Origin of the sequence: Streptomyces sp. NEAU-YJ-81, from assembly GCF_017592595.1 — a bacterium.
In the GTDB taxonomy this organism is placed as follows: domain Bacteria; phylum Actinomycetota; class Actinomycetes; order Streptomycetales; family Streptomycetaceae; genus Streptomyces; species Streptomyces hygroscopicus_B.
Genome location: NZ_JAGFNO010000041.1, coordinates 13243 through 34180 on the forward strand (window position 1 = coordinate 13243; position 20938 = coordinate 34180).

At 71.2% G+C, this 20938-nt stretch carries 22 protein-coding genes and 1 pseudogene; 10 read left to right on the forward strand and 13 right to left on the reverse strand.

Annotated features, from left to right (window positions below):
• The first annotated feature begins 116 nt into the window (after positions 1-116).
• Positions 117-305 carry a Rho termination factor N-terminal domain-containing protein gene (locus J5X86_RS44595; protein ID WP_059146576.1) on the forward strand — a complete coding sequence of 63 codons (189 nt, stop codon included), beginning with the start codon at positions 117-119 and terminating at the stop codon, positions 303-305.
• A 25-nt stretch (positions 306-330) separates the two neighbouring features.
• Here the strand turns inward: J5X86_RS44595 and J5X86_RS44600 are convergent, their stop codons facing one another.
• From J5X86_RS44600 to J5X86_RS44625, 6 genes are read right to left on the reverse strand one after another with little or no spacing between them, the layout of a single operon-like run.
• Positions 331-2160: a complex I subunit 5 family protein gene (locus tag J5X86_RS44600; protein ID WP_208522334.1), complete on the reverse strand. Its 1830-nt coding sequence runs from the start codon at positions 2158-2160 to the stop codon at positions 331-333.
• A 4-nt stretch (positions 2161-2164) separates the two neighbouring features.
• Positions 2165-2509 (reverse strand): sodium:proton antiporter, encoded by a 345-nt coding sequence (locus tag J5X86_RS44605; protein WP_078639718.1) that lies wholly within the window; start codon positions 2507-2509, stop codon positions 2165-2167.
• Complete coding sequence (locus tag J5X86_RS44610) at positions 2506-3315, reverse strand: MnhB domain-containing protein (RefSeq protein WP_208522335.1); 810 nt, start codon at positions 3313-3315, stop codon at positions 2506-2508. Before J5X86_RS44610 ends, J5X86_RS44605 begins: the two co-directional genes overlap by 4 nt.
• A complete protein-coding gene (locus tag J5X86_RS44615; RefSeq protein ID WP_078639716.1) occupies positions 3312-3593 on the reverse strand; it encodes a Na(+)/H(+) antiporter subunit B in 282 nt (93 codons plus the stop codon). The genes J5X86_RS44610 and J5X86_RS44615 overlap by 4 nt, the downstream gene beginning before the upstream one ends.
• Positions 3590-4024, reverse strand: coding sequence for an MrpF/PhaF family protein (locus tag J5X86_RS44620; protein ID WP_208522336.1), 435 nt, complete (start codon positions 4022-4024; stop codon positions 3590-3592). The genes J5X86_RS44615 and J5X86_RS44620 overlap by 4 nt, the downstream gene beginning before the upstream one ends.
• Positions 4021-4185, reverse strand: a complete 165-nt coding sequence (locus J5X86_RS44625) for a hypothetical protein (protein ID WP_208522337.1) — start codon at positions 4183-4185, stop codon at positions 4021-4023. The genes J5X86_RS44620 and J5X86_RS44625 overlap by 4 nt, the downstream gene beginning before the upstream one ends.
• A 238-nt stretch (positions 4186-4423) precedes the next feature.
• Here J5X86_RS44625 and fxsA point away from each other — a divergent pair, with 238 nt between their 5' ends.
• A complete protein-coding gene (gene fxsA, locus J5X86_RS44630) occupies positions 4424-5029 on the forward strand; it encodes an FxsA family membrane protein (protein WP_374229445.1) in 606 nt (201 codons plus the stop codon).
• Positions 5030-5327: 298 nt separating this feature from the next.
• On the opposite strand, the gene J5X86_RS44635 is transcribed toward fxsA, so the two are convergent.
• A complete protein-coding gene (locus J5X86_RS44635; protein WP_078639713.1) occupies positions 5328-5705 on the reverse strand; it encodes an RNA polymerase-binding protein RbpA in 378 nt (125 codons plus the stop codon).
• Positions 5706-5961: 256 nt separating this feature from the next.
• Positions 5962-6618, reverse strand: a complete 657-nt coding sequence (locus J5X86_RS44640) for a YitT family protein (RefSeq protein ID WP_208522338.1) — start codon at positions 6616-6618, stop codon at positions 5962-5964.
• A gap of 96 nt (positions 6619-6714) precedes the next feature.
• Here J5X86_RS44640 and J5X86_RS44645 point away from each other — a divergent pair, with 96 nt between their 5' ends.
• Positions 6715-8238: a PLP-dependent aminotransferase family protein gene (locus J5X86_RS44645; RefSeq protein ID WP_078639711.1), complete on the forward strand. Its 1524-nt coding sequence runs from the start codon at positions 6715-6717 to the stop codon at positions 8236-8238.
• A gap of 80 nt (positions 8239-8318) precedes the next feature.
• On the opposite strand, the gene J5X86_RS44650 is transcribed toward J5X86_RS44645, so the two are convergent.
• Both J5X86_RS44650 and J5X86_RS44655 read right to left on the reverse strand, forming a co-directional pair.
• Entirely contained in the window at positions 8319-9947 is a 1629-nt protein-coding gene (locus J5X86_RS44650; protein WP_208522339.1) for a hypothetical protein, read from the reverse strand.
• Between the two features lies 1 nt (position 9948).
• Entirely contained in the window at positions 9949-10143 is a 195-nt protein-coding gene (locus J5X86_RS44655; RefSeq protein WP_059146566.1) for a hypothetical protein, read from the reverse strand.
• 241 nt (positions 10144-10384) lie between these two features.
• On the opposite strand from J5X86_RS44655, the gene J5X86_RS44660 reads away from it, so the two are divergent.
• From J5X86_RS44660 to J5X86_RS44675, 4 genes and pseudogenes are all read left to right on the forward strand, one after another.
• Complete coding sequence (locus J5X86_RS44660; RefSeq protein ID WP_078639709.1) at positions 10385-10807, forward strand: ankyrin repeat domain-containing protein; 423 nt, start codon at positions 10385-10387, stop codon at positions 10805-10807.
• Positions 10808-10972: 165 nt separating this feature from the next.
• Positions 10973-12241 carry an ROK family transcriptional regulator gene (locus J5X86_RS44665; RefSeq protein WP_208522340.1) on the forward strand — a complete coding sequence of 423 codons (1269 nt, stop codon included), beginning with the start codon at positions 10973-10975 and terminating at the stop codon, positions 12239-12241.
• A 129-nt stretch (positions 12242-12370) separates the two neighbouring features.
• On the forward strand, positions 12371-13798 hold the full coding sequence (locus J5X86_RS44670) for an ROK family transcriptional regulator (RefSeq protein ID WP_208522341.1): 1428 nt from the start codon (positions 12371-12373) through the stop codon (positions 13796-13798).
• Between the two features lie 100 nt (positions 13799-13898).
• Positions 13899-14762: pseudogene (locus J5X86_RS44675) on the forward strand (family 16 glycosylhydrolase); the annotation flags it as partial.
• Between the two features lie 52 nt (positions 14763-14814).
• Here J5X86_RS44675 and J5X86_RS44680 read toward each other — a convergent pair.
• Positions 14815-15852, reverse strand: a complete 1038-nt coding sequence (locus J5X86_RS44680; RefSeq protein ID WP_308124922.1) for a serine hydrolase — start codon at positions 15850-15852, stop codon at positions 14815-14817.
• Between the two features lie 203 nt (positions 15853-16055).
• Between J5X86_RS44680 and J5X86_RS44685 the strand changes: the two genes are divergently transcribed.
• Positions 16056-17129 carry an alkene reductase gene (locus tag J5X86_RS44685; RefSeq protein ID WP_208522342.1) on the forward strand — a complete coding sequence of 358 codons (1074 nt, stop codon included), beginning with the start codon at positions 16056-16058 and terminating at the stop codon, positions 17127-17129.
• 103 nt (positions 17130-17232) lie between these two features.
• Complete coding sequence (locus J5X86_RS44690; RefSeq protein WP_208522343.1) at positions 17233-17706, forward strand: DUF6640 family protein; 474 nt, start codon at positions 17233-17235, stop codon at positions 17704-17706.
• Between the two features lie 43 nt (positions 17707-17749).
• Here the strand turns inward: J5X86_RS44690 and J5X86_RS44695 are convergent, their stop codons facing one another.
• Complete coding sequence (locus tag J5X86_RS44695; protein ID WP_208522344.1) at positions 17750-18379, reverse strand: TetR/AcrR family transcriptional regulator; 630 nt, start codon at positions 18377-18379, stop codon at positions 17750-17752.
• Between the two features lie 181 nt (positions 18380-18560).
• Entirely contained in the window at positions 18561-19790 is a 1230-nt protein-coding gene (locus tag J5X86_RS44700; RefSeq protein ID WP_308124923.1) for an MFS transporter, read from the reverse strand.
• Between the two features lie 80 nt (positions 19791-19870).
• On the opposite strand from J5X86_RS44700, the gene J5X86_RS44705 reads away from it, so the two are divergent.
• The gene (locus J5X86_RS44705) at positions 19871-20938 is read left to right on the forward strand and encodes an AraC family transcriptional regulator (protein WP_208522346.1); all 1068 of its coding nucleotides are present in this window, start codon (positions 19871-19873) and stop codon (positions 20936-20938) included.

Consider the following 20938-nt stretch of genomic DNA (forward strand, 5'->3'; position numbering starts at 1 on the left):
CGGTCCGCCGGGCCCGAGCCGGCCCGAGCCTCCGGCCCTCCGCTTTCGCGCTCGGAGTAGTCCCGCAGGCGTCCTTCCGTCCCGTACCGGACACTTGAGGCGGAAGGAGGCGGAACATGGCTAAAGCGACCACGAAGAGCGGGAAGTCGACAGCGCGCGGCATGGCGGCCCGAGGGAGCGCCAAGTCGGGCAGCATGGAGATGCGGACCAAGGAGGATCTGTACCGCGAGGCCCAGAAGGCGGGCATCGAGGGCAGGTCCCAGATGTCCAAGAGTCAGCTGATCTCGGCACTGCGCCACCGCTGACCACGGGACCGAGCGCGTCTCGGTCTCAGCGGACCCCGGGGACGGTCAGCACCGTGAGCAGCGCCGTCCCGGCGACCAACCAGGCGACGTAATCGCCGATATGCCCGGACTGCAGCCGCCGTACGGGCGCGAGTAGTGCGGCCGTCCCGGTGTGGACCGGCCGCCGTACCGCCAGTGTGGCCAGGGTGATGGCGAGGGCAGTGGAGAGCAGCCCGAGCAGGATCCCGGTCGCCTGCCAGTGCGGCGGCACGGACGCCGGGACGGCCGTGGCGCGTCCGTCGAGCACCGACCGCCGGTAGCCGCCGGTGTCGGTGAACAGCGCCCCGGCCCGGCCCACCGCGGACGCGACGGCCGGGATCACCCCGATGGCCAGCGACGCGGCCAGCAGCACGGCGGGCACCGCCAGCAGTGGCACCGGGATCCGCCCGAGGCGGCGGCCGGTCTCGGGCTCCTCCTCGCCGGTGGTCTCCGGACCGCTCTCCTGCCCGTCCCGGGGCCGCCGCCCCACTCCGGCGAAGATCCGCAGCCCGGCGCGCAGCACGGCGCCCCCGGTCACCGCCGACACCAGGACGTAGAGCGCGGGCAGCCATGCGGCGGTGTGCCCCGCGGCCTCCTCGGCGACGGCCTTGCCGAGCCCGGAGCCGAACGGCGGCAGCCCGCTCAAGGCCAGACCGCCCACCGCGAACAGGGCCCCGACCTCCGGCAGCTCCCGGGCCCGGCCGAACAACTCGTGCTCATCCACCGACGCGTACCGGTCCAGTAGCACCCCGGCGCAGGCGAAGAGGGCCGCCTTCACCCCCGCATGGCCGAGGACGTACAGCGCCGTGCCCGAGATCCCCTCGGGGGTCAGCACGGCGACGCCGATCAGGAACAGCCCGGTGTGGGACACGGTCGAGAACGCCAGCAGCCGTTTGAGATGGCGCTGCTGCCAGCACATCACCGCCCCCAGCAGGGCCGTGAGGACGCCCAGCACCAGCAGGGCGCGGGTGAAGTCGGGGTGGGAGAGACCGCCGGGCCCGGCGAAGATCGTCCAGTAGACCCGGGCGACCCCGTAGACACCCAGCTCCACCATCACCCCGGACAGCAGCATGCACACGGGCGTCGGGGCGACCGCGTGCGCGTCCGGCAGCCAGAAGTGGAACGGGACGGCGGCCGCCTTCACCAGCAGACCCGTCGTCACCAGGACGAACGCGGCGAGCACCAGCCCGTCCGGCCCGCCCGCGTCCAGCTTCCGCCCGATCTGCGCGAACCCCAGCTCCCCGGTGCGCGCGTACAGCAGCGTGATGCCCAGCAAGGTGACGTAGGCGCCCAGGGAGTTCACCACCCCGAAGGCCAGCGCGCCCTGCAGCGGTTTGGGCTCCTCGACCCGGAAGCCGGTCAGCGCGTAGGCGACCACGCCCATCAGCTCGAAGAAGACGAAGGCGTTGAACAGATCGCCGGTCAGCGCGAAACCGCACATGCCCGCCTGGAACACCAGGATCAGCGCGGGGAAGGAGCCGGTGTGACGGCGCGGCGGCTGCTCGAAGTAGCGCCAGGAGTAGACGAGGACGGCGACGACGAGCAGCGAGGCCAGCGCCGCGAGCCCGGCGCCCAGCGGATCGCCGACCAGCACGATGCCCACCGCGCCGCCGCCCACCGGCCGCCAGCCGCCCACCCACTCCACCGGATACGCCTCCGGCCCGGGATGACCGGCCCGGAACAGCACCAGGAGCGCCAGTACGGCGGTGGCGGTCGCGAAGGCGCAGCCCAGAACGTCGGAGGCGAGCCGGGGCAGCCGCCGTCCGGTGGCCACCAGCACCGCCGCGCCCATCAGCGGTGCCGCCACCACCAGCGGCAGCAGTCGCGCGGTGTCCACCCGGTCAGCCCTTCAGCTCGGACAGGGCGTCCGGGTCGACCGTGCCATGGCGTTTGCGGAGCTGGACGACGAGCGCGAGCAGCAGCGCGGTCACGGTCGCGCCGACCACGATGTCGGTGAGGGCCAGCGCCTGGACCACCGGGTCGACCACCCGGCTGTCGGTGGGCGCGTCGGCGAAGACCGGGGCGGTGCCGCCGTTGCGGTAGCCGACGGCGAGCAGCAGCACATAGGTGGAGGACTGGGTGACCGCCAGGCACCCCACGGCATGGATCAGGTTCCGGCTGGTCACCAGCCCGTACACACCGATCAGAAAGATCCATCCGGCGACCAGGTACGGCAGGACCGTCACGCTCGCTCCCTCTCGTCGTCTCCGTCGTCTCCGTTGTCTCCGCCGTCTCCCGCGCCACGCGGGCTCCCGTCGTCCTCCCCGGGCTCCTCGATCTCCACGGCCTGGTCCAGGAAGCGGGCCAGCAGGACCACGACCCCGCTGGCGACCTCCAGGCCGACGGCCGCGTTGAGCACCGGCACCGTGCCGCCCGAGGACAGGGTCGCGAAGGTGCCGAACGGCAGGACGTTCGCGAGGAACGCCGACCCCGCGAGGACGGCCGCGAGCCCGGTGATGACATAGGCCACCTCGCCCGCGGCCTCCCCGATCTCGTAGAGCGTCAGCGGCCGGACCCGCTCCAGGGCCCGGTAGTCGGCGGCGATGTAGAGCAGATGCAGCGCGGTGGCGGCGACCACCCCGCCCTGGAAGCCGCCGCCCGGGCTGACCTGACCGTGCGCGATCACATACAGCCCCACCAGCAGGGCGAGCGGCAGCGTCAGCAGCGCGAACCGTCGCACCCGTGGGTGGACCACGGCGGGCTCGGGATCCTTGCGGTGCTCGTCCCGGGCCTGGCGCAGCAGCACCACGGTGCCGAGGACGGCGGAGAAGAAGATGGTTTCCTCGCCGAGCGTGTCGAAGGCGCGCAGATCGAAGTTGACGGACGCGATGACATTCGCCGTGTGATGGCTCAAGGAGGCGTGCACCGCCCGGACGCCGTACGGATGGTGGCCGGTGCCGAACGCCGGTAGGCCGAAGCAGGCGACGGCGAACAGCACGGCGAACCCGGCGGCGCCCACCAGGAAGACCCACAGCCGGACCCGGGCGCTCATCGCTCACGGCCCGCCCGCTGGTCCGCGCCGTCGCCGTCCCCCGGGCGCCGTCGCACCTTGCGCACGGTCAGCAGGATCATCAGCGGCGTCACCGCGGAGCCGACGGCGAGCTGCGAGAGCGCGACGTCCGGCGCCTGGAGGAAGGTGAACAGCAGGGCCAGCGCGAGGCCGAGGAAGGACAGCACCAGCGCCTGCCGCACCGGGTCCCGGTTGAGCACGGCGGCGGTGGCTGCGCCCGCGACCAGCAGCAGCGCGACGACGATCAGTACATCGGTCATGCCGTGATGCCCCCGTTTCCGCCGCGGGCGCTGGTCACCACGCTGCCCGCGATCAGCAGCGCGCCGATCAGCAGCAGTTTCGCCATGGCTTGGCCGGGCCCGGTCGCCACGCACAGCGGCAGCACCGTGGCGGGCACCCCCACCAGCGCCGTCCACCGCACCAGCCGCGAGTCGGGCAGGACGCCCAGAAAGCGGGCGTAGATCAGCGTTCCGGTCGGGCCGAGCACGCTGACCACCAGCGCCACATCGGTGTACGAGGTCCGGTGGAAGCCCTGCGCGGCCAGCAGCAGCACCAGCCCGGCCAGCAGCGAGGTGAGGTTCTGGCCGATCAGCCGGTCCTTGGGCGAGCCGTAGGCGATCCGCCACAGCACCGGCACCAGCGCGAGCAGCGGCACCAGTGCCGCCGCCAGCCAGCCCTCGGAGGTGCTCACCGGCCCGCCACCGCCCGGCGCCCGGCGCGGGCGAGCAGGGCGGCGGCCAGCGCGGCGGCCGAACCGACCAGGATCTCCAGGGGGTCGACGGTGCCGATCAGCACCAGCCAGATCCCGGTCAGGGCCGCCCACCACACCAGGACCTCCAGCACACCCGTCATTCGACACCTCCGCCGACAGCGGGTACCCGGACCGCCACCGCCGATTCCCCGCGGATTCCGTCCGGTCTCCTTCGGACTCCTCTTCGGACCTGTCCTTGGACTCCTCTTCGGACTCCTTTTCCGGCTGCTGGAGCCTCTGGGACACCTCGCACGTTGGAACCCATGAGATCCCCTCGATCCCCTTGGCCACGCGGCCCCGGGCTCCGTTTCGCGCACGGGTCCGGGCACACTTGGAGGCATGATGACCGGCGCATCCCAGCAGAGCGACCCGACCCGCCCGAAGCGCTCACGCGCCCGCACCTTCGTGCCGCTGGGGATCGCCGCCTGGCTGGTTCTGGAGATCTGGCTGCTGACATTGGTGGCGGACCTGGCCGGTGGGCTGACCGTCTTCTTGCTGCTGGTCGCGGGCGTGGTGGTGGGCGGGGCCGTGGTCAAGCGCGGTGGCCGCCGGGCGTGGCAGAGCCTGGCCGGGTCGATGCGGCCGGGCGGTGCCGAGGAGCCCTCGGTGCGGCCAGGAAGCTCCTTCACCATGCTCGGCGGGCTGCTGCTCATGGTGCCGGGGCTGATATCGGACGTGGCCGCGCTGGTGTGCCTGTTCCCGCCGACCCGGGCGCTGCTGCGACGCCGCGCGGAGAGCGCGCTGTCGCGCCGGATGGGCTTCGTCCCCGGATCGCCGTCCGACCCCTTCCTTCAGGCCCGTGAGGAGTGGGAGCGCCGGGGCGGGCAGGCGCGCGCGGAGCAGGGCACGGTCATCCAGGGCGAGGTGATCAAGGACGGGGACGACCGGGACCGGGACGGCGATGGAGAGCCGGGCCCCGGCCTGCAGCCACGCGACCGGGGCTGAGCTAAGCGCTCCGCTGGATGTGCCGCGCCGTGCCGTCGGTCGTCCGCGGCGCCATCGTGGCTGGTCGCGCCCCGCGGCGGAGCCGCATACCTATACAGCCCCGCGCCCTCTTCAGGGCCACCTGCCGAACCGCAGTGGACTTCGTCCGACCTGCTCAGGGCCGGGGCTGGGCCACCGGTGGCCACAGCCCCACCCGACGCCAACGCCAACGCGAACAAGGGCCGGAACGCGAACAAGGGCCGGGGCCACTGCTCCGCTGTGCCCCCGGCCCTTGTTCTCTCAGTGCTGCCGCTCGGATTCAGGCAGACTTACGTGTCGTGTCCCGCGGATGCACGGCGATGTTCATGGCGCCGGAGCGCAGGACCGCCAGCCGCTCGGCCAGCACCTCCTCCAGCTCCTCGCGGGTGCGCCGCTCCATGAGCATGTCCCAGTGCGTGCGCGCAGGCTTGCCCTTCTTCTCCTCAGGTCCGTCGCCGTCCACCAGGAGTGCCATGGCGCCGCACGCCTTGCACTCCCACTCCGGCGGGATCTCCGCCTCTACCGAGAACGGCATCTCAAATCGATGGCCGTTCTGGCATGCGTACTCCACCGCCTGGCGCGGGGCCAGATCGATGCCGCGGTCGGTCTCGTAGCTGGTCACCACGAGTCGCGTGCCGCGGAGAGCTCGCTCACTCATGAATCGTGCCTCCCGGGCTTGTCGCCCACAGGACAGGTGTCGCTGTCGTCGTCATCCGGTCAACGTCCGGTCGGCGGTGAAGATTCCCGTATTGGGACATGCGTCGCCCGTCGTGCCGCCCCGTTGTTCTACCCACAGGCGCCCGGTTTGTCACATCTGGCAGCAGATGTCACCCAGCGTTTCTGGTACTTTAGCGCGCAGTAACGGTCCGCCTGGTAGGCCAAGGGCGTACACTACCGCCCCGATCGCGTCAGCCCTAAATCAGGTCCCGGACCTGGGGCTCGGCACCGCCGCGCGCCACGATCCCGGGGCCCGACGTCCCGGTGGGCGCGGGAATCGCGAAGACGCGCAGGAAGAACTGCGACAGCGGCCCGATGGTCAGCGCGAACAGCACCGTACCCAGCCCCACCGACCCGCCCAGGGCGAAGCCGGTGGCCAGCACCGCCAGCTCGAGCCCGGTCCGCACCAGCCGGAGCGACCACCCGGTGCGCCGGTGCAGCCCCGTCATCAGCCCGTCCCGCGGGCCCGCCCCGAACCGTGCCGAGATGTAGAGCCCGGTGGCCGCGCCGCACAGCACGATCGCGAAGAGCAGCATCGGGATCCGCACCGCCAGCGCCTCCTGCTCCGGTATCAGCCACATGGTGGCGTCCATCACCGGCCCGAGCACCATCACGTTCGACACTGTGCCGAGGCCCGGTCGCTCGCGCAGCGGGATCCACAGCAGCAGCGCGACGAGGCCGACGACGACCGTCACCGTGCCGATCGACAGCGGGGTGTGCTCGGCGATGCCCTGGTGGAAGGCGTCCCAGGGGTCAAGACCGACGGCGGCGCGCAACTGGAGCCCCATGGACGCGCCGTACAGGACGAGCCCCACGTAGAGCTGGACAAGGCGGCGTGGAAGGTGATCGGACAATGCGAGCTCCTGGTGTGAGTGGCCTGCGGCATGTCACTCTGTGGCCTGGAACCAGTCCAGTTCTACGGCCAATTTCCGAAAGGTGGACCGCTTTCGATGAGTCCATGGACGTCCGCGGTCGGCGCACCCCAACTGGCCCGGCTGCTCGGGTCGCAGCACACCCGTGACGGCGTGGCCGCCGGGGCCGCGGCCTCACTGACCGGGGGGCGCCGCGTCCCCGCCTACCGCTCCCTGGCCGACGGCGTACGGCTGCTCATCCTGGAGGGCCGGGTTCCGGTCGCGGCACGCCTCCCCGCCGAGCGCGAGCTCGCCGCGGCGCTCGCGGTCAGCCGCACCACCGTCGCCGCCGCCTACGAGGCGCTGCGCGGCGAGGGGTTCCTGGAGTCCCGGCGCGGCGCCGGGAGCTGGACCGCCATGCCCGCCGGAAGCCCGCTGCCCACCCGGGGGCTCGATCCGCTCCCGCCCGAGGCCGCGGCGTCCGTCATCGACCTCGGCTGTGCCGCGCTGCCCGCCCCCGAACCGTGGCTCACCCGCGCCATGCACGGCGCCCTGGACGAACTCCCGCCCTACGCCCGCACCCACGGCGACTACCCCGCCGGGCTGCCCGCCCTGCGCCAGGCGCTCGCCGACCGCTACACCGCAAGCGGCATACCGACCATGCCCGAGCAGATCATGGTCACCACCGGCGCCATGGGGGCGGTCGCCGCCGCCTGCCGGCTGATGGTCCGGCCCGGGGAGCGGGTCGCCGTCGAATCACCCAGCTACGCCAACATCCTCCAGCTGATGCGGGAGGCGGGCGCCCGGCTGGTGCCCGTCGCGGTGGCCGACCAACTCGGGGGCTGGGACATCCCGGCCTGGCGCCAGGTCCTCAGCGCCGCCGCGCCCCGGCTGGCCTATGTCATCGCCGACTTCCACAACCCCACCGGCGCCCTGGCCACCGAGGAGCAGCGCCGGCAGCTCGTCGACGCGGCCCGCGCCGCCGGAACGATCCTGATCGCCGACGAGACCATGACCGAGCTGCGCCTGGACGACGAGGTGGCGCTGCCCCGCCCGGTCTGCGCCTTCGACCCCGGGGGCAGCACTGTGATCACCGTCGGCTCGGCGAGCAAGTCGTTCTGGGCGGGGTTGCGCATCGGCTGGGTGCGCGCCGCGCCCGATGTCATCCGCAGCCTGGTCGCCGCCCGCGCCTACGCGGATCTGGGCACCCCCGTCATCGAACAGCTCGCCGTCGCCTGGCTGCTGAACACCGGTGGCTGGGAGGAGGCCATCGAGGTGCGCCGGGCGCTCGCCCGCGGCAACCGTGACGCGCTCGTCGACGCCGTCCGACGCCATCTGCCCGACTGGGAGTTCACCGTTCCGCACGGCGGGCTCACCCTCTGGGCCCGCACCGGCGGCCTCTCCGGCTCGCGCATCGCGGAGGCGGGCGCCCGGCTGGGGGTCCGGGTGCCGTCGGGGCCCCGCTTCGGGGTGGACGGCGCGTTCGAGGGGTACGTCCGGCTTCCGTTCACCGTCGGGGGAGCGGTGGCCGAGAAGGCCGCCACCCGGCTGGCCGCCGCCGCCGACCTGGTGGCCTCGGGCGCCACGATCGAGGCCGAGTCGCCCCGTACGTACGTGGCCTGACCCGCCGGGATGTGCCCCGCCGGGATGTGCCCCGCCGGGATGTGCTTCGGCGGGTCACTCCGGCCGGTCACCCCGGCGGGTCATCTGCCGACGGGCGCCGGGGTCGTGGGCGCCGCCGGGTCCGGAGCGGGGAGCAGCCGGAGCACCGCCTGCCGCTCGGCCTCGCTCACTGCCTCGTCGTACGGATCGGGCGTGGCCGGCACCTGGAGGCGGTGCACCGGGCCCGCGCCGAGGCGGGCATAGCCGCGGCCGGGAGGCACCTCGGGTGTCGGCGTGGTGTGCGGCGGCGCCCCGAGGACGGCCGTGACCTGCTCGGAGGAGACCGGGCCCAGCACCACCCGGGCCCGGGTGTGGCGCCGCACGGCGTCGCTCAGCCCCTCCGTGGCATCCAGCTGATCGGCCACCACGACCCGTACGTTCGCCGCCCGTCCGTGCCGCAGCGGCACGGCCAGCAGCTCCTGCGGGTCGGTGCGGCCGTCGGCCGCCGCGAGCTGACTCATCACCGACGGCCGGTCCAGCAGGATCCACAGCGGGCGCTGGATGTCGTCCGGCGGCGAATGCCCCAACTGGCGGGCGCGGTTGGCGCCGATCAGCCGGCGCTCGGTCTCATGGCCCGCCCACTCCAGTGTGGCCAGCATCCCGGCCAGCCCGGACTCCACCGCGAGCACCCCCGTCCGCCCGCCCAGACACGCGTACTCGCCGGTTCCGCCGCCGTCCACCACCAGCACCTCGCCATGGGGCAGCGCCTGCAGCGCGATGGAGCGCAGCAGGGTCGTGGTGCCGCTTCCGGGCTGGCCGAGCGCGAGCAGATGCGGTTCGGTCGACCGCGGGCCGGTGCGCCAGACCACCGGCGGTACGTCATGGGTCTGCGGTCCGTCCCCCGTCGCGCGCTCGACCCCCGTGCCCGCCGCGTCCCCCGCGCTCTCCTCGCAGCGCTCCGGCTCCGCCAGCACCGGCAGCGTCCGCTGCACCGACGACGGGTCGGTGAAGCCCAGCACCGTCTCGCCGGGCGCGGTGACGAAGCGCTGGGCGTGGATCGCGGTGGACAGGGCGGGCAGCACGGTCAGGTTGAGGCCGTTGGCCTCCTCGTCCCACTCGAACAGATATTCACGGCCGCGTCCCGACTTCGCGTACAGCAACTGCTCGATCCGGGTGCGGGCCGCGGGCTCGCCGTCGGTGAAGTAGGCGGGGTAGCGGAGCCGCAGTCGGGTGAGCCGTCCGTCCTCGTCGAAGGCGAAGGAGTCGAACACCGTGGACCAGTCGCCGCCATGGCTGTAGAGCGGGCTGGGGTCCTCGGCGGCGGAGAAGTACGGCACCAGGGCCTCGTAGAGCGTGCGCAGCCGCTCGGCCCCGTCCGTGCCGGGCGTCCCCGATGCGGCGGGGGCGCGCCCCCGCCCGGCCCAGCCCGCCGCGCCGATCAGGCTGATCGCCGCCGTCAGTGGCCCGTACGGGAGCAGGAAGAGGACGAAGCCGCAGGCGATCACGAGGACGAATACCGGTCCACGGCGGTCGCCCGGTAGCTCCATCCACTTGCGCCGCCCGGTGGCGGCGAGCAGGCGCATCCCCCGGGAGAGCGCGACCAGGGGGTGGAGGACATCGGCGACGCCGTCGGCCGCGGTGCGGGCGAACGCGCGGCCACGGAGGAGCGGGATGAGCGGGGTGCCTTCGCCTCCGCCGAGGCGGAGGCGGGGGAGCGGTCTCCGTGCCACGTCAGATCTTGATCCCGCCCAGGAGGCTGGCGAGGCTCGCACCGCCTGCCTTGATGCTCGGCGCGATCGCGGTGGACGCGAGATAGAAGCCGAAGAGCGCGCAGATGATGGCGTGCGACCCCTTCAGCCCGTCCTTGCGGAAGAAGATGAAGACGACGATGCCGAGCAGTACGACGCCGGAAATGGACAGGATCATCACGGTCTCCTGGCTGATGGGGGGCGATCAGTCACCATGAGTGGTTCCAGGATCACAGCATGTATCCATCCGGCGAAAGGTGCAATTGGGTGGATTATCGGTGTAATCATCACCATGGAGGCGTGGCGCTCCGAGCCGACCGCCTCCTCCCGCGGGGGTGGCCACCTCCTCGGACGACTCGGTCGCCGTCCTTAGGGTGGGTGATCACATACCGAGGTAGCGAAGCCGGAGGCGACAGGCCATGACCCAATCGAACCCCGAGAGCGAGCCCGCCCACGACCCGGAGGTGCTGCAACTGGCGGCCAAGGTCTTCGACCTGGCCCGGCAGGGTGACACCGATACGCTCGCCGCCTACGTGGACGCGGGCGTCCCGGCCAACCTCACCAACGACAAGGGCGATTCCCTGCTCATGCTCGCGGCCTACTACGGCCACCCCGCGACGGTGTCGGCCCTGCTGGAGCGCGGCGCCGACCCCAATCGGGTGAACGAACGGGGCCAGACGCCCATCGCCGGGGCCGCGTTCAAGGGCGAGGAGGAGGTGCTGAGGGTGCTGCTGGCCAAGGGCGCCGACCCGCGTTCCGGATCGCCCTCGGCCGTCGAGACGGCGCGGATGTTCGGGCGGGAGGATCTGCTCGCGCTCTTTCAGGCGCCGGGCGCGGAGTAGCGGGGCCGCGCGGCGGCGGTCAGGGGCTGTCCTTGACGGTCGGACGCCATTGACCGTTCAAAAGGTGAAGCGCGAGACTTCATTCAGACCGTGAGTTAAGCGATGAAACCAGTCGGCGTCAAGAGCGGCCCCGTCAGGTAGGTTCGGGCAGGGGGAAGGAGCCCGATGGGTCAGATGAACCGACGGACCGTCCGCGACCTGCGGCGCGGCAACCGCTCGACGCTGCTGCGCCAGCTTTACTTCCAGGGCCCGGTGAGCCGTCAGGAACTGGGGGCGCTCACCGGGCTCAGCTCCGGTTCGGTCAGCAACGTCGTCGGCGAACTGCTCGCCGACGCACTGGTGGAGGAGGCCGGGTCCGTCGAGTCCGACGGCGGCCGCCCTCGTACGCTGCTGCGGGTCGCGCCGGGCAGCGGCCATCTCATCGGGGTCGACGTCGGCGAGACCCATGTGCGCGTGGAGCTGTTCGACCTCATGCTGACCGAACTGGCCCGGTGGGAGCATCCGCTGACGCCCGGCGGGCTGGAGAGGGACCCGGAGCCGGTCGTCGGCCACATCCTGACCGGCCTCGAAGCGGTCGTCGCCAAGAGCGGCACGGAGCCGGAGGCGGTCATCGGCGTCGGGGTCGGTGTCCCCGGTGTCGTCGAACAGGGCGACGAGGTCCTCGTCCACGGCCCGACCGCCGGCCGGGACGCGGTGCCGCTGGAGCGGCTGCTGCGCACCGGCACCGATCTGCCGCTGTTCATCGACAACGGCGCCACCGCGCAGGGGCAGGCCGAGATGTGGTTCGGGGCGGGCCGGGGCGCGGACAACGCGGTGATCGCGCTGATCGGCTCCGGCGTCGGCGCGGCCATCGTGACCGCCGGGGCGCCGTACCGGGGCGCGACCAGCAGCGCGGGGGAGTGGGGGCACACGGTCGTCCAGGTCGGCGGCCGCGCCTGTCGATGCGGTGCGGTCGGCTGCCTGGAGGCGTACGTGGGGGCGCAGGCGGTGCTCGACCGCTACGGGCGCGCGGCGCGCGGCGACCGCGCGGCGGCGGGCGGTGCGGGGGAAGGCGGCGTCGATGGTGCCGAGGAGCACGGCGCGGACGGCGCCGGTGAGGATCAGCAGGCCGCGTTCGCCGCGATCGTAGGGGCCGCCGGAACCGAGGCGCGGGCGCGCGAGGTGCTGGAGGAGACCGCCGCTTACCTCGGCGCCGGTATCGCCGATCTGATCAACCTCTTCAACCCCGAGCGGATCATCCTCGGCGGCTGGGCCGGACTGCTCCTCGGCGGCCGGGTCCTCCCCAGAATCCGGGCCGCCACCGCCTCCTACGCGCTGCACCGGCCGTACGCGCAGACCGAGATCGGGCTGGCCGAACTGGGGCCCGACGCCGTGGCGCTGGGCGCGGCCACCCTTCCGCTGGCACACTTCCTCGCCACCGGCGGAGCGCGCTGAGGGTTCGACTTCTGTCGGTTCAGGGGGAGTTGGGTCAGGGCCCGTCTCAAATTCTTTGAGACAAGAAGGTCCAGACCTATTGACATGACTCGAACAGGGCTGGACATTGTGTCTCCCCGGAGGTGACCGATGACGGCCCAGGCGCAGGCAGCCCAGCCCTCGCTGCGCACCACCGTGCGCGATCCGCGGCACGGCAGCCGCGCCTCACTGCTGTGGGCGCTGTACTTCCATGCCCCGCTCACCCGCCAGGAGCTCGTCCGCCGTACGGGGCTCAGCGCCACCACCGTGCGCACGGTCATCGGCAAACTGATCGCCGAAGGCGTCGTCACCGAAGGCGCCGTCACCAAAAGCCTCATCACCCAAGACACCGTCACCAACGGCACCGTCATCACAGACGCCGCGACCAAAGACGCCGTCACCAAAGGCATCGCCACCGAAGACGCCGTCACCGAGGCGGAATCGGCCCTCGTCGCGGTGGGCCGCCGGGCCGGCGCCCGGCTGCGGCTGGTCCCCGAGCACCGGTACGTCATCGGCGTCGAGGTCGCCGACACCCGGGTCCGCGTCGGGCTGTTCGACCTCGCCCTCACCCAACGGGCCGGTGTCGTCTACCCGTTACCCTCCGAAGGGCGCGACGCCAAAACCGTCGTCGGCCACATCCTGACCGGTCTCGACGCCGTCGTCGAGGAAGCCGGGATCCCCCAGGGGCACATCCTCGGCGTCGGTATCGGCGTATCGGCCACCGGCTGGAACGCCCTCCCCCTGGAGCGGCTGCTGAGCACCGGCACCGCACTGCCCCTGCACATCGACAACGGCGCCGAGGCCATGGGCCGCGCCGAGATGTGGTTCGGCGCCGGACGCGGCGTCCAGCACGCCGTCGTCGCGGTCATCGGCTCCGGCGTCAGCGCGAGCGTCATCACCCACGGCGCCCCCTACCGGGGCGCCACCAACAGCGCGGGCGAGTGGGGCCACACCACCGTCCAGGCCGGGGGCCGCCGCTGCCGGTGCGGCGCGCGCGGCTGCCTGGAGGCGTACGTCGGCGCAGAGGCGGTCCTGGAGCGCTTCCGGCAGGCCCGGCGCGGCCGCACCATCCCCGGCGTCGACAAGGAGTCCACGTTCGCCGGGCTGCTCGCGGCCGCCGACACCTCATCCGCCGCACAGCGCGTGCTGGAGGAGGCGGCGGTGTATCTGGGCGCCGGGATCGCCAACCTGGTCAACCTCTTCAACCCGCAGCGGATCATCCTCGGCGGCTGGGCCGGGCTGCTGTTCGGCGCCCGTATGCTGCCCCGGATCCGTGAGACGGTCGCCGCGCAGGCGCTGCGCCGGCCGTACGCCCACACCACCATCGGGCTGTGCCGGCTCGGCCCCCACGCCGTGGCGCTCGGCGCCGCCACCGTCCCCGTCGGCCGCTTCCTCACCGAGGACGCGCACCGTCCCGCCCGTCGCCCGGCCACCACCCCCCAACGAGCGCTGACGGGCACCCCTCCCGACCGTCCCCCGACCGCCACTCCCCGACGAGCGCTGATGGGCACCCCTCCCACCCGTACGCCCGTGCCATAGCGCCGCGGACCCCGGCCCCCAGCCGCCGGACGCATACCTTCCCCCCACCGGACCGGCACCCACCGGTCCCATCCCCCACACAGGAAGGCACCACCGCTCCATGAGAAAAACTGTGCGCAACACCGTGATCGGTCTGCTCTCCGCGACCGCACTCGCCGCCACCCCCTGGCTCACCGCCCCGGCCACGGCCACCCCCCAGGCCACCGACACCAAGGCCAACACCGCCGCCGCCGCCGAGTTCACCGACAACTTCGACGGCGCGGCGGGCAGCGGGGTCGACGGCTCCAAGTGGGGCGTGGAGACCGGCGACAACGTCAACAACCACGAGCGTCAGTACTACACCGACGGCAACAAGAACGCGGCGCTGGACGGCAACGGCAACCTCGTCATCACCGCCCGCAAGGAGAACCCGGCCAACTACAACTGCTGGTACGGCCGGTGCGAGTACACCTCCGCCCGCCTCAACACCTCGCAGAAGTTCACCACCGCCTCGGGCCATGTCGAGGCCCGGATGAAGCTGCCCCAGGGCCAGGGCATGTGGCCCGCCTTCTGGATGCTGGGCAATGACATCGGCAGCGCCGGCTGGCCCAACTGCGGCGAGATAGACATCATGGAGAACGTGGGCTTCGAGCCCAGCACCGTCCACGGCACCCTGCACGGCCCCGGCTACTCCGGCTCGGGCGGCATCGGCGCCGGCTACACCCTCCCCAACGGCGGCAAGTTCTCCGACGCCTTCCACACCTTCGCCATCGACTGGTCGCCCAACAAGATCACCTGGTCCGTCGACGGCAACGTCTACCAGACCCGCACCCCCGCCGACCTGAACGGCAACCGCTGGGTCTTCGACCACCCCTTCTACATCATTCTCAACCTGGCCGTGGGCGGCTACTGGCCCGGCGACCCGGACGGCAACACTTCCTTCCCGCAGCAGCTGGTCGTCGACTACGTCAAGGTGACGGGCGGTAGCTGACGGAGACAGCCGATGTGGAAGCCCGCTGAGCGGTGGCCTCAGGCCGTCATCCGGGGCGGACCGCCTCCGAGACCGCCACGATCAGGGCTTCCACATCGGCTCCCCAGCGTGAGACGAGCGTGAGGTCACGGGCCGGGTCCACCCACAAGAGGTGGTTGCCGCCGTTGCCCCGGGCACAGCGCCCGGTCGACGGGGCCTGTGGCCACACCACGCGGCCGTCGTTGAGCCACCAGGACAGCCCGTACTCCGGCTTGACGGAACACGGCGTCCACAGCTCCGCGATCCAGCGTCGGGACACGACCCGATGCCCGGCGCATACCCCGTCCTCCAGGCAGAGTTGGCCGATGCGGGCCAGGTCGAGCGCGCTGATCCACAGCCCGCCGCCCCAGTGAGCGCCGCCGGACACCACGGGGAGGCGGGCGCCATCGAGGTCCACGAAGGACTTGCCGTAGCCGTGCCACGACCATGAGCCGGAGGCCCCGATGGGCTGCATGACACGGGTGCGCAGCACCTCCGGCAGCGGACGCCGCAACAGGACCGTGAGCGCGAGCGCCGTCAGATTCACCCGAACGTCGTTGTAGGCCCAGCCTTCACCGGGCGGCCCGCCCGCCGACTCCGTGCCCTCGCGGACGCTCTGGGCGTCCACGCGCGTCGGCTTTCCCCACAGCTCGCCCTCCCACTGGCTCGTCTGGTCCAGCAGATGCCGCCACGTGATCCCGCGCCCGTGCTCATCCGCGAACTGGGGCAGCTCCACGGAGGTGTGCACGGGCTCGTCCAGCCGCAGCAGTCCGTCGTCGAAGGCGACGCCCGCGACGAGGGACAGCACGCTCTTGGTCACGCTGAAGGCCATCTCCTCCCGGCCCGGGTCGCCCCAGCGGGCGAGCACCTCTCCGCGGCGTACGACCACACCACTGGGTCCGTCTCCGCTCAGCAGCGGCCCGATCACCTCGCGGTGCGAGACATCCGCCACCTGCGCCGCGAGGTAGCTCTCCATGTCCTCGACCCCGGCCACGGGCCGCCCGGCCCGCTCCCGTACGGCCCATTCCAGCGCGACGGGGTCGACCCCCGCCCAGGCATCACTCACCGGGCCATCGTCCAGGCGCTTCCCTCTCGTGACAATGCCGTCACCCGTCACGGCTTCCTCCCCCGCGCTTGATTTCGAAGATCGTATGGGCGCGAAAACGCAGGTGTGTGACCTGCGGCACACAGGGAATTCCGTACGGTGGCGTACGGTTATGCGAGGCGGGACAGTCGCTCCCTGCGCGTATCCCAGAGAGGAAGACGACGATGACCACCGCTTTCGAGCCCATCAAGATCGGCCGGCTGGAGCTGAAGCACCGCATCGCGATGGCTCCGATGACCCGCAGCCGTGCATACGGGCCTGACCAGAGCCCCACGGCGACTACGGCCGAGTACTACGCCCAGCGGGCCGGCGCCGCCCTGATCGTCACCGAGGGGACTCAGCCGAGCGTCATCGGCCAGGGCTACCCCAACACTCCCGGCCTGCACCACAAGACCCAAGTGGAGGCGTGGCGGAAGGTCACCGACGCGGTGCACGACCAGGGGGGAGTGATCTTCGCCCAGCTCATGCACACCGGCCGGATCGGCCACCCGGCGAACTACCGCGACGGGCTCACCCCGGTTGGCCCTTCCGCGGTCCGAGCTGACGGACAGATCTTCACGCCCAAGGGCTTGGAAGATCTCGTCGTCCCGCATGAGATGACCGACGGGGAGATCCGTCAGACCATCGAGGACTTCGCCGCCGCGGCGCGCAACGCGATCGAGGCAGGCTTCGACGGCGTAGAACTGCACGGCGCCAACGGCTACCTGTTGCAGCAGTTCCTGGCGACCAACGCCAATCAGCGCACCGACCAGTGGGGAGGCGGCCCCGCCAACCGCATCCGCTTCACGGTCGAGGTCGTCACCGCCGTGGCCGAGGCGATCGGGGCGTCCCGCACCGGCCTGCGCATCTCCCCGGCCAACCTGCTCAACGACATCGTCGAGGATGACTACGCCGAGACCTACGCCCTGCTGGTCGACGCGCTGAACCCGCTCGGACTGGCCTACCTCCACGTGATGGAGGCCGGGGCCCCCGAGTTCACGGCGGTCCTCCGGGCGGCCTGGACCGGGGTCTTCATGCTCAACCCGAACACCCCCGGATCGCGCACCGGCGCGGACCACCTCCGGCTCGTCGAGGAAGGAGCTGCCGACATCCTTTCCTTCGGCCAGCTCTTCATCGCCAACCCCGACCTCCCGCACCGTCTCGCCACCGGCGCGCCGCTCACCGAGGCCGACATGAGCAAAGCCTACGGTGGCGACGCCGCCGGCTACACCGACTACCCGACTCACCAGCCGGCCTGAGCGACCAGACCGGGCCCGCTGCCCACGAAGGCGGACCCGGTCCCGAGCCGGGCTTACCTCACAACGGAATCGGATTCTGGTCCGATGAACAGAAGGAGCGTGGATGACTATGACCCTCAAGCCGGTGTCGAAGGTGTCGCGGGCAGTGGTCGGTGCTGCCCTGGTGGTCACCGGGGTCGGCCCGTTGCTGGCCGACTTCGTCGTTCCCCGGAGCGCCAGGCAGCATCTGCACAACCCGAACTGGCCGCCACACGCGAAGTTTCACAATGCGCAGTACATCGTGATGGGGATGCTGAGCGGAGGGCTCGGGCTGCGAGTCCTGTCGCGGCGCGGGGGCGATCAACGAGCCCAGCTCTATACGGCCGCGGCGATCGGGGCGGTGCCGTGGCTGGGCATGTTCGGAGCGTCGTTGTTCCCTGGTACCGCGGCGTCGGACCCTGAGTTCGAGGCCACCGAGCCCAAGGTGCTGGGGATGCATCCGCAACTGTTCCTGGCGCTGGTCCTGCTGGCAGGAGTGTCCGGTGCGGTGACGGTGGAGCGTGCCCGTTCCCGCAGGCCGCGGCGGATCGGCGGATAGCCGGACCGCGCGGAGACGTACCGGTCGGGCAGCGGAATCCTGGTTACCGTCGAAGATCAGCCTGTGATGCGAGCATGGGTAGCAGCACCTGATCGACCAGCTTTTCCCGCTCGGCGCGACCTGGCACCGAACCGCCGAGCAACGCCGAGAACAGCAGCTGCCCCAGCGCGAGCGTGATGCAGGTAGGCACGTCAGCACCGGACCCCAGTTCGCCGCGGGCGGTCGCCCGTTGGGCGACCGTCCCACCGATCCCGGCATGGGTGTGCTCGATGTGTGCCCGGACGGTGTCACGCAGACCGGCGTGATCCCGGACGGCCTCCACCAAGCTGAGCAACGACACGTCACCTTTGCCGCCCAGCGCGGCACATTGCGCGTCGACGACCTTCATGAGATCGCCCCTGAGGCTGCCGGTGTCCGGAGCCTCGGGTTCGTCCCCTTCACTCTGACGGCGCAGCGCCTCGGCGACGATCTCATCCTTGGTCCGCCATCGGCTGTAGATCGTTTCCTTTGAAGCGCGGGCCCTGGCCGCGATCGCATCGACGCTCAAGCGATCGAAACCAACCTCGCTGACCAGTTCCAGCGCGACCGCGAGGATGGCGTTCTCACGGCGGCGGCCGCGGCTCGGGGACGCGCCCGCACGAGACGGGCCGCTGAGGTTGTTCGGCGAAGTCACCACCTCACTCTAAATGAGCCGCTGCCATGCCCCGCTGAGGCGCCGGGGGCAACCACACGGTCGCGGCCGACCACCACCAGGCACCGGCGGCAGGGTCCCGGAACGGCCACCGTTTCGGCGGCTGTTCCGCGACCGGGCGCGGCCAAGCGCGGTCAGGACCTCTCAGGACCGCATCGACGCATCAGTTCCTTACGAGGCGCCGGGGCGCTTTGACCCGCAGGAGGATCAGCAACGCGGAGGCGAGCAACACGACGCCGGAGACGGTGAATACGGTGACGACGCCGCCGATACCGAATATCAGACCGCCCGCGGCGGCCCCGCCGGCGATAGCGGACTGCACGCCCACCACCACGAGCCCGCCCGCACTTTCCGCCTGGTCGGGCACCATGCGAGTCGCCCAGTTCGACCACGCCACCGACACGCCGCCAAAGGCCAGGCCCCAGAGGACCACCAGAAATACGTACCCGGCCTGCCCGGCGGGAAGGAGCGCCACGCCCAGTGCCGCGACGCCCATCAGCGCCGGCGTCAGTGTCAACGTCAGGCGCAGGCTGATCTCCAGAAGCCATCCGGACACCAGTGTGCCCACGAGGTTCGCCACTCCGAAGACGAACAGCAGCAGCGCCAACGCATCGACGTCGACCTTCACCACGTTTTCCAGAGCGGGCCGGATATAGGTGAACAGCGCGTAGTGCCCAATGTGAACCAGCAGCATTCCTGCGATGCCCACCCCGAAACCCGGGCGGCGCAGCACCTCCCACAAGGTGCCCAGCCGTGCCGTGCCATGGGGCGCCATCCGGGGCAGCGTGAAAAGCTGGAACACCAACGTCACGCCCCCGAGTGCGGCCGCCGCCAGGAAGGTGCTGCGCCAGCCGGCCAGCTCGCCGAGGTAGCTGCCGAGCGGCACCGCCACGATGGTAGCCACCGCGATGCCACTGAAGATGATCGATACCGCCCGCGGAACCAGAGCCGCGGGCACCAGACGCATCGCCACCGCCGCGGCCATGCTCCAGAAGCCACCGAGTGCGACACCCAGCAGGATCCGCATCAGCATCAGCATTGCCATATTGGTGGCTACGGCCACCAGCAGATTGGATATGATCAATAGGACGGTGAAGCCGAGCAACACAATCCGTCGGTCGATTCTCCGGGTCAGGCTCGCCGTCAGCAATCCGGAAATCATCGCGGCCGCCGCCGTTACCGTCACCGCCTGCCCCGCCAGAGCTTCCGATACTCCTAGGTCGGCGGCCATCGGAGTCAACAAGCTGGTCGGCAGATATTCCGCCGTGAGCAATCCGAATACACCCATCGCCAGCGAGAACACCGCCGCCCAGGACGGTGCGGCCGGTTCGGGTGGTACCAATTCCCCATCGGCCGCTTCGCCAGGGTTGGCATCGGGCACGGTGGTGCGCACATCGCTACTCAACTGTTTGCTTCTCCCTGAATCGCATGAGAGCTTCGAGTCAAGGCTAAGCACGAATTTCAGGATGAGCTATGACAGAACGTCTGCAATATTTGACCGGGAGTCCGGGCGGGGGGACTCCGGGCGGGGCGCCTGCGGATGGGGCACCTGCGGGTGGAGGGCCTGCGGGGCAGTTCGCCCTGTCGTCCGACCTCATCAGCGAACTGCTGACCAGCATGCGGCTGCGCGGTGTCCGGTATCGTCGTGTCCATGCTGGCCCGCGGTTCGGCCTCAATTTCGATGCCAAGCCAGGACGCGCCTATTTTCATTTCCTCGCCGTCGGCTCCGCCGTCCTGCGCACCGAGGACGGAACTGTCCACGAGCTTTCGGCTGGAAATGCCGTATTCATGCCCCACGGCGAGTCTCATCAGCTGCTCTCCGGTCCGGATATACCGGTCCGGGGCATAGACAGTTTCGATGCGGTCCCGCTCAGCAATGCGGTGTGTGATGTGGATGCCTGCCCGAGCACCAGCCCGACCCCCAGCGCCATCTTCTTCAACGGCTTCATGGATTTCGACCTCGGCGGAATGCAGGGCCTGAGCCGGCTGATGCCCGATGTCATGCTGGTCGATGCCGAGGGGAAGCGTTACCCCGGGCTCATGCCGATCCTCACGTCCATGAGGCGCGAAGTCTGCGCCGGACGCGTGGGCTTCGCCGGGATCCTCGCCCGTCTGGCCGAAGTGGCGGCGGCCATGATCGTGCGGGGCTGGGTCGAATGCGGATGCGACAACACCTCCGGCCTCGTGGCCGCGTTGCGCGACCCCCGCCTGGCCTGCGCCATTCTGGCCCTGCACCGGCAGCCCGGGCATCACTGGACCGTGGCCGAGCTGGCGGCGGAATGCAATGTCTCCCGGTCCGTCTTCGCGGACCGATTCCAAACCACGATCGGCATGCCGCCCCTCCGCTACGCCACGGAGCTGCGGATGCTCCTCGCCGGGCAGTGGCTGGCCCAGGACACCGTGCCGATCCAGTCCGTGGCGCAACGCCTCGGCTACACCTCTCAGGCCGCCTTCAGCCGTGCCTTCAAACGCGTCACCGGCCGGCCGCCCGGCGCCAGCAGGGACACCCCACGGTCAAGGGCTGCTGAGGAGGTGGACTGA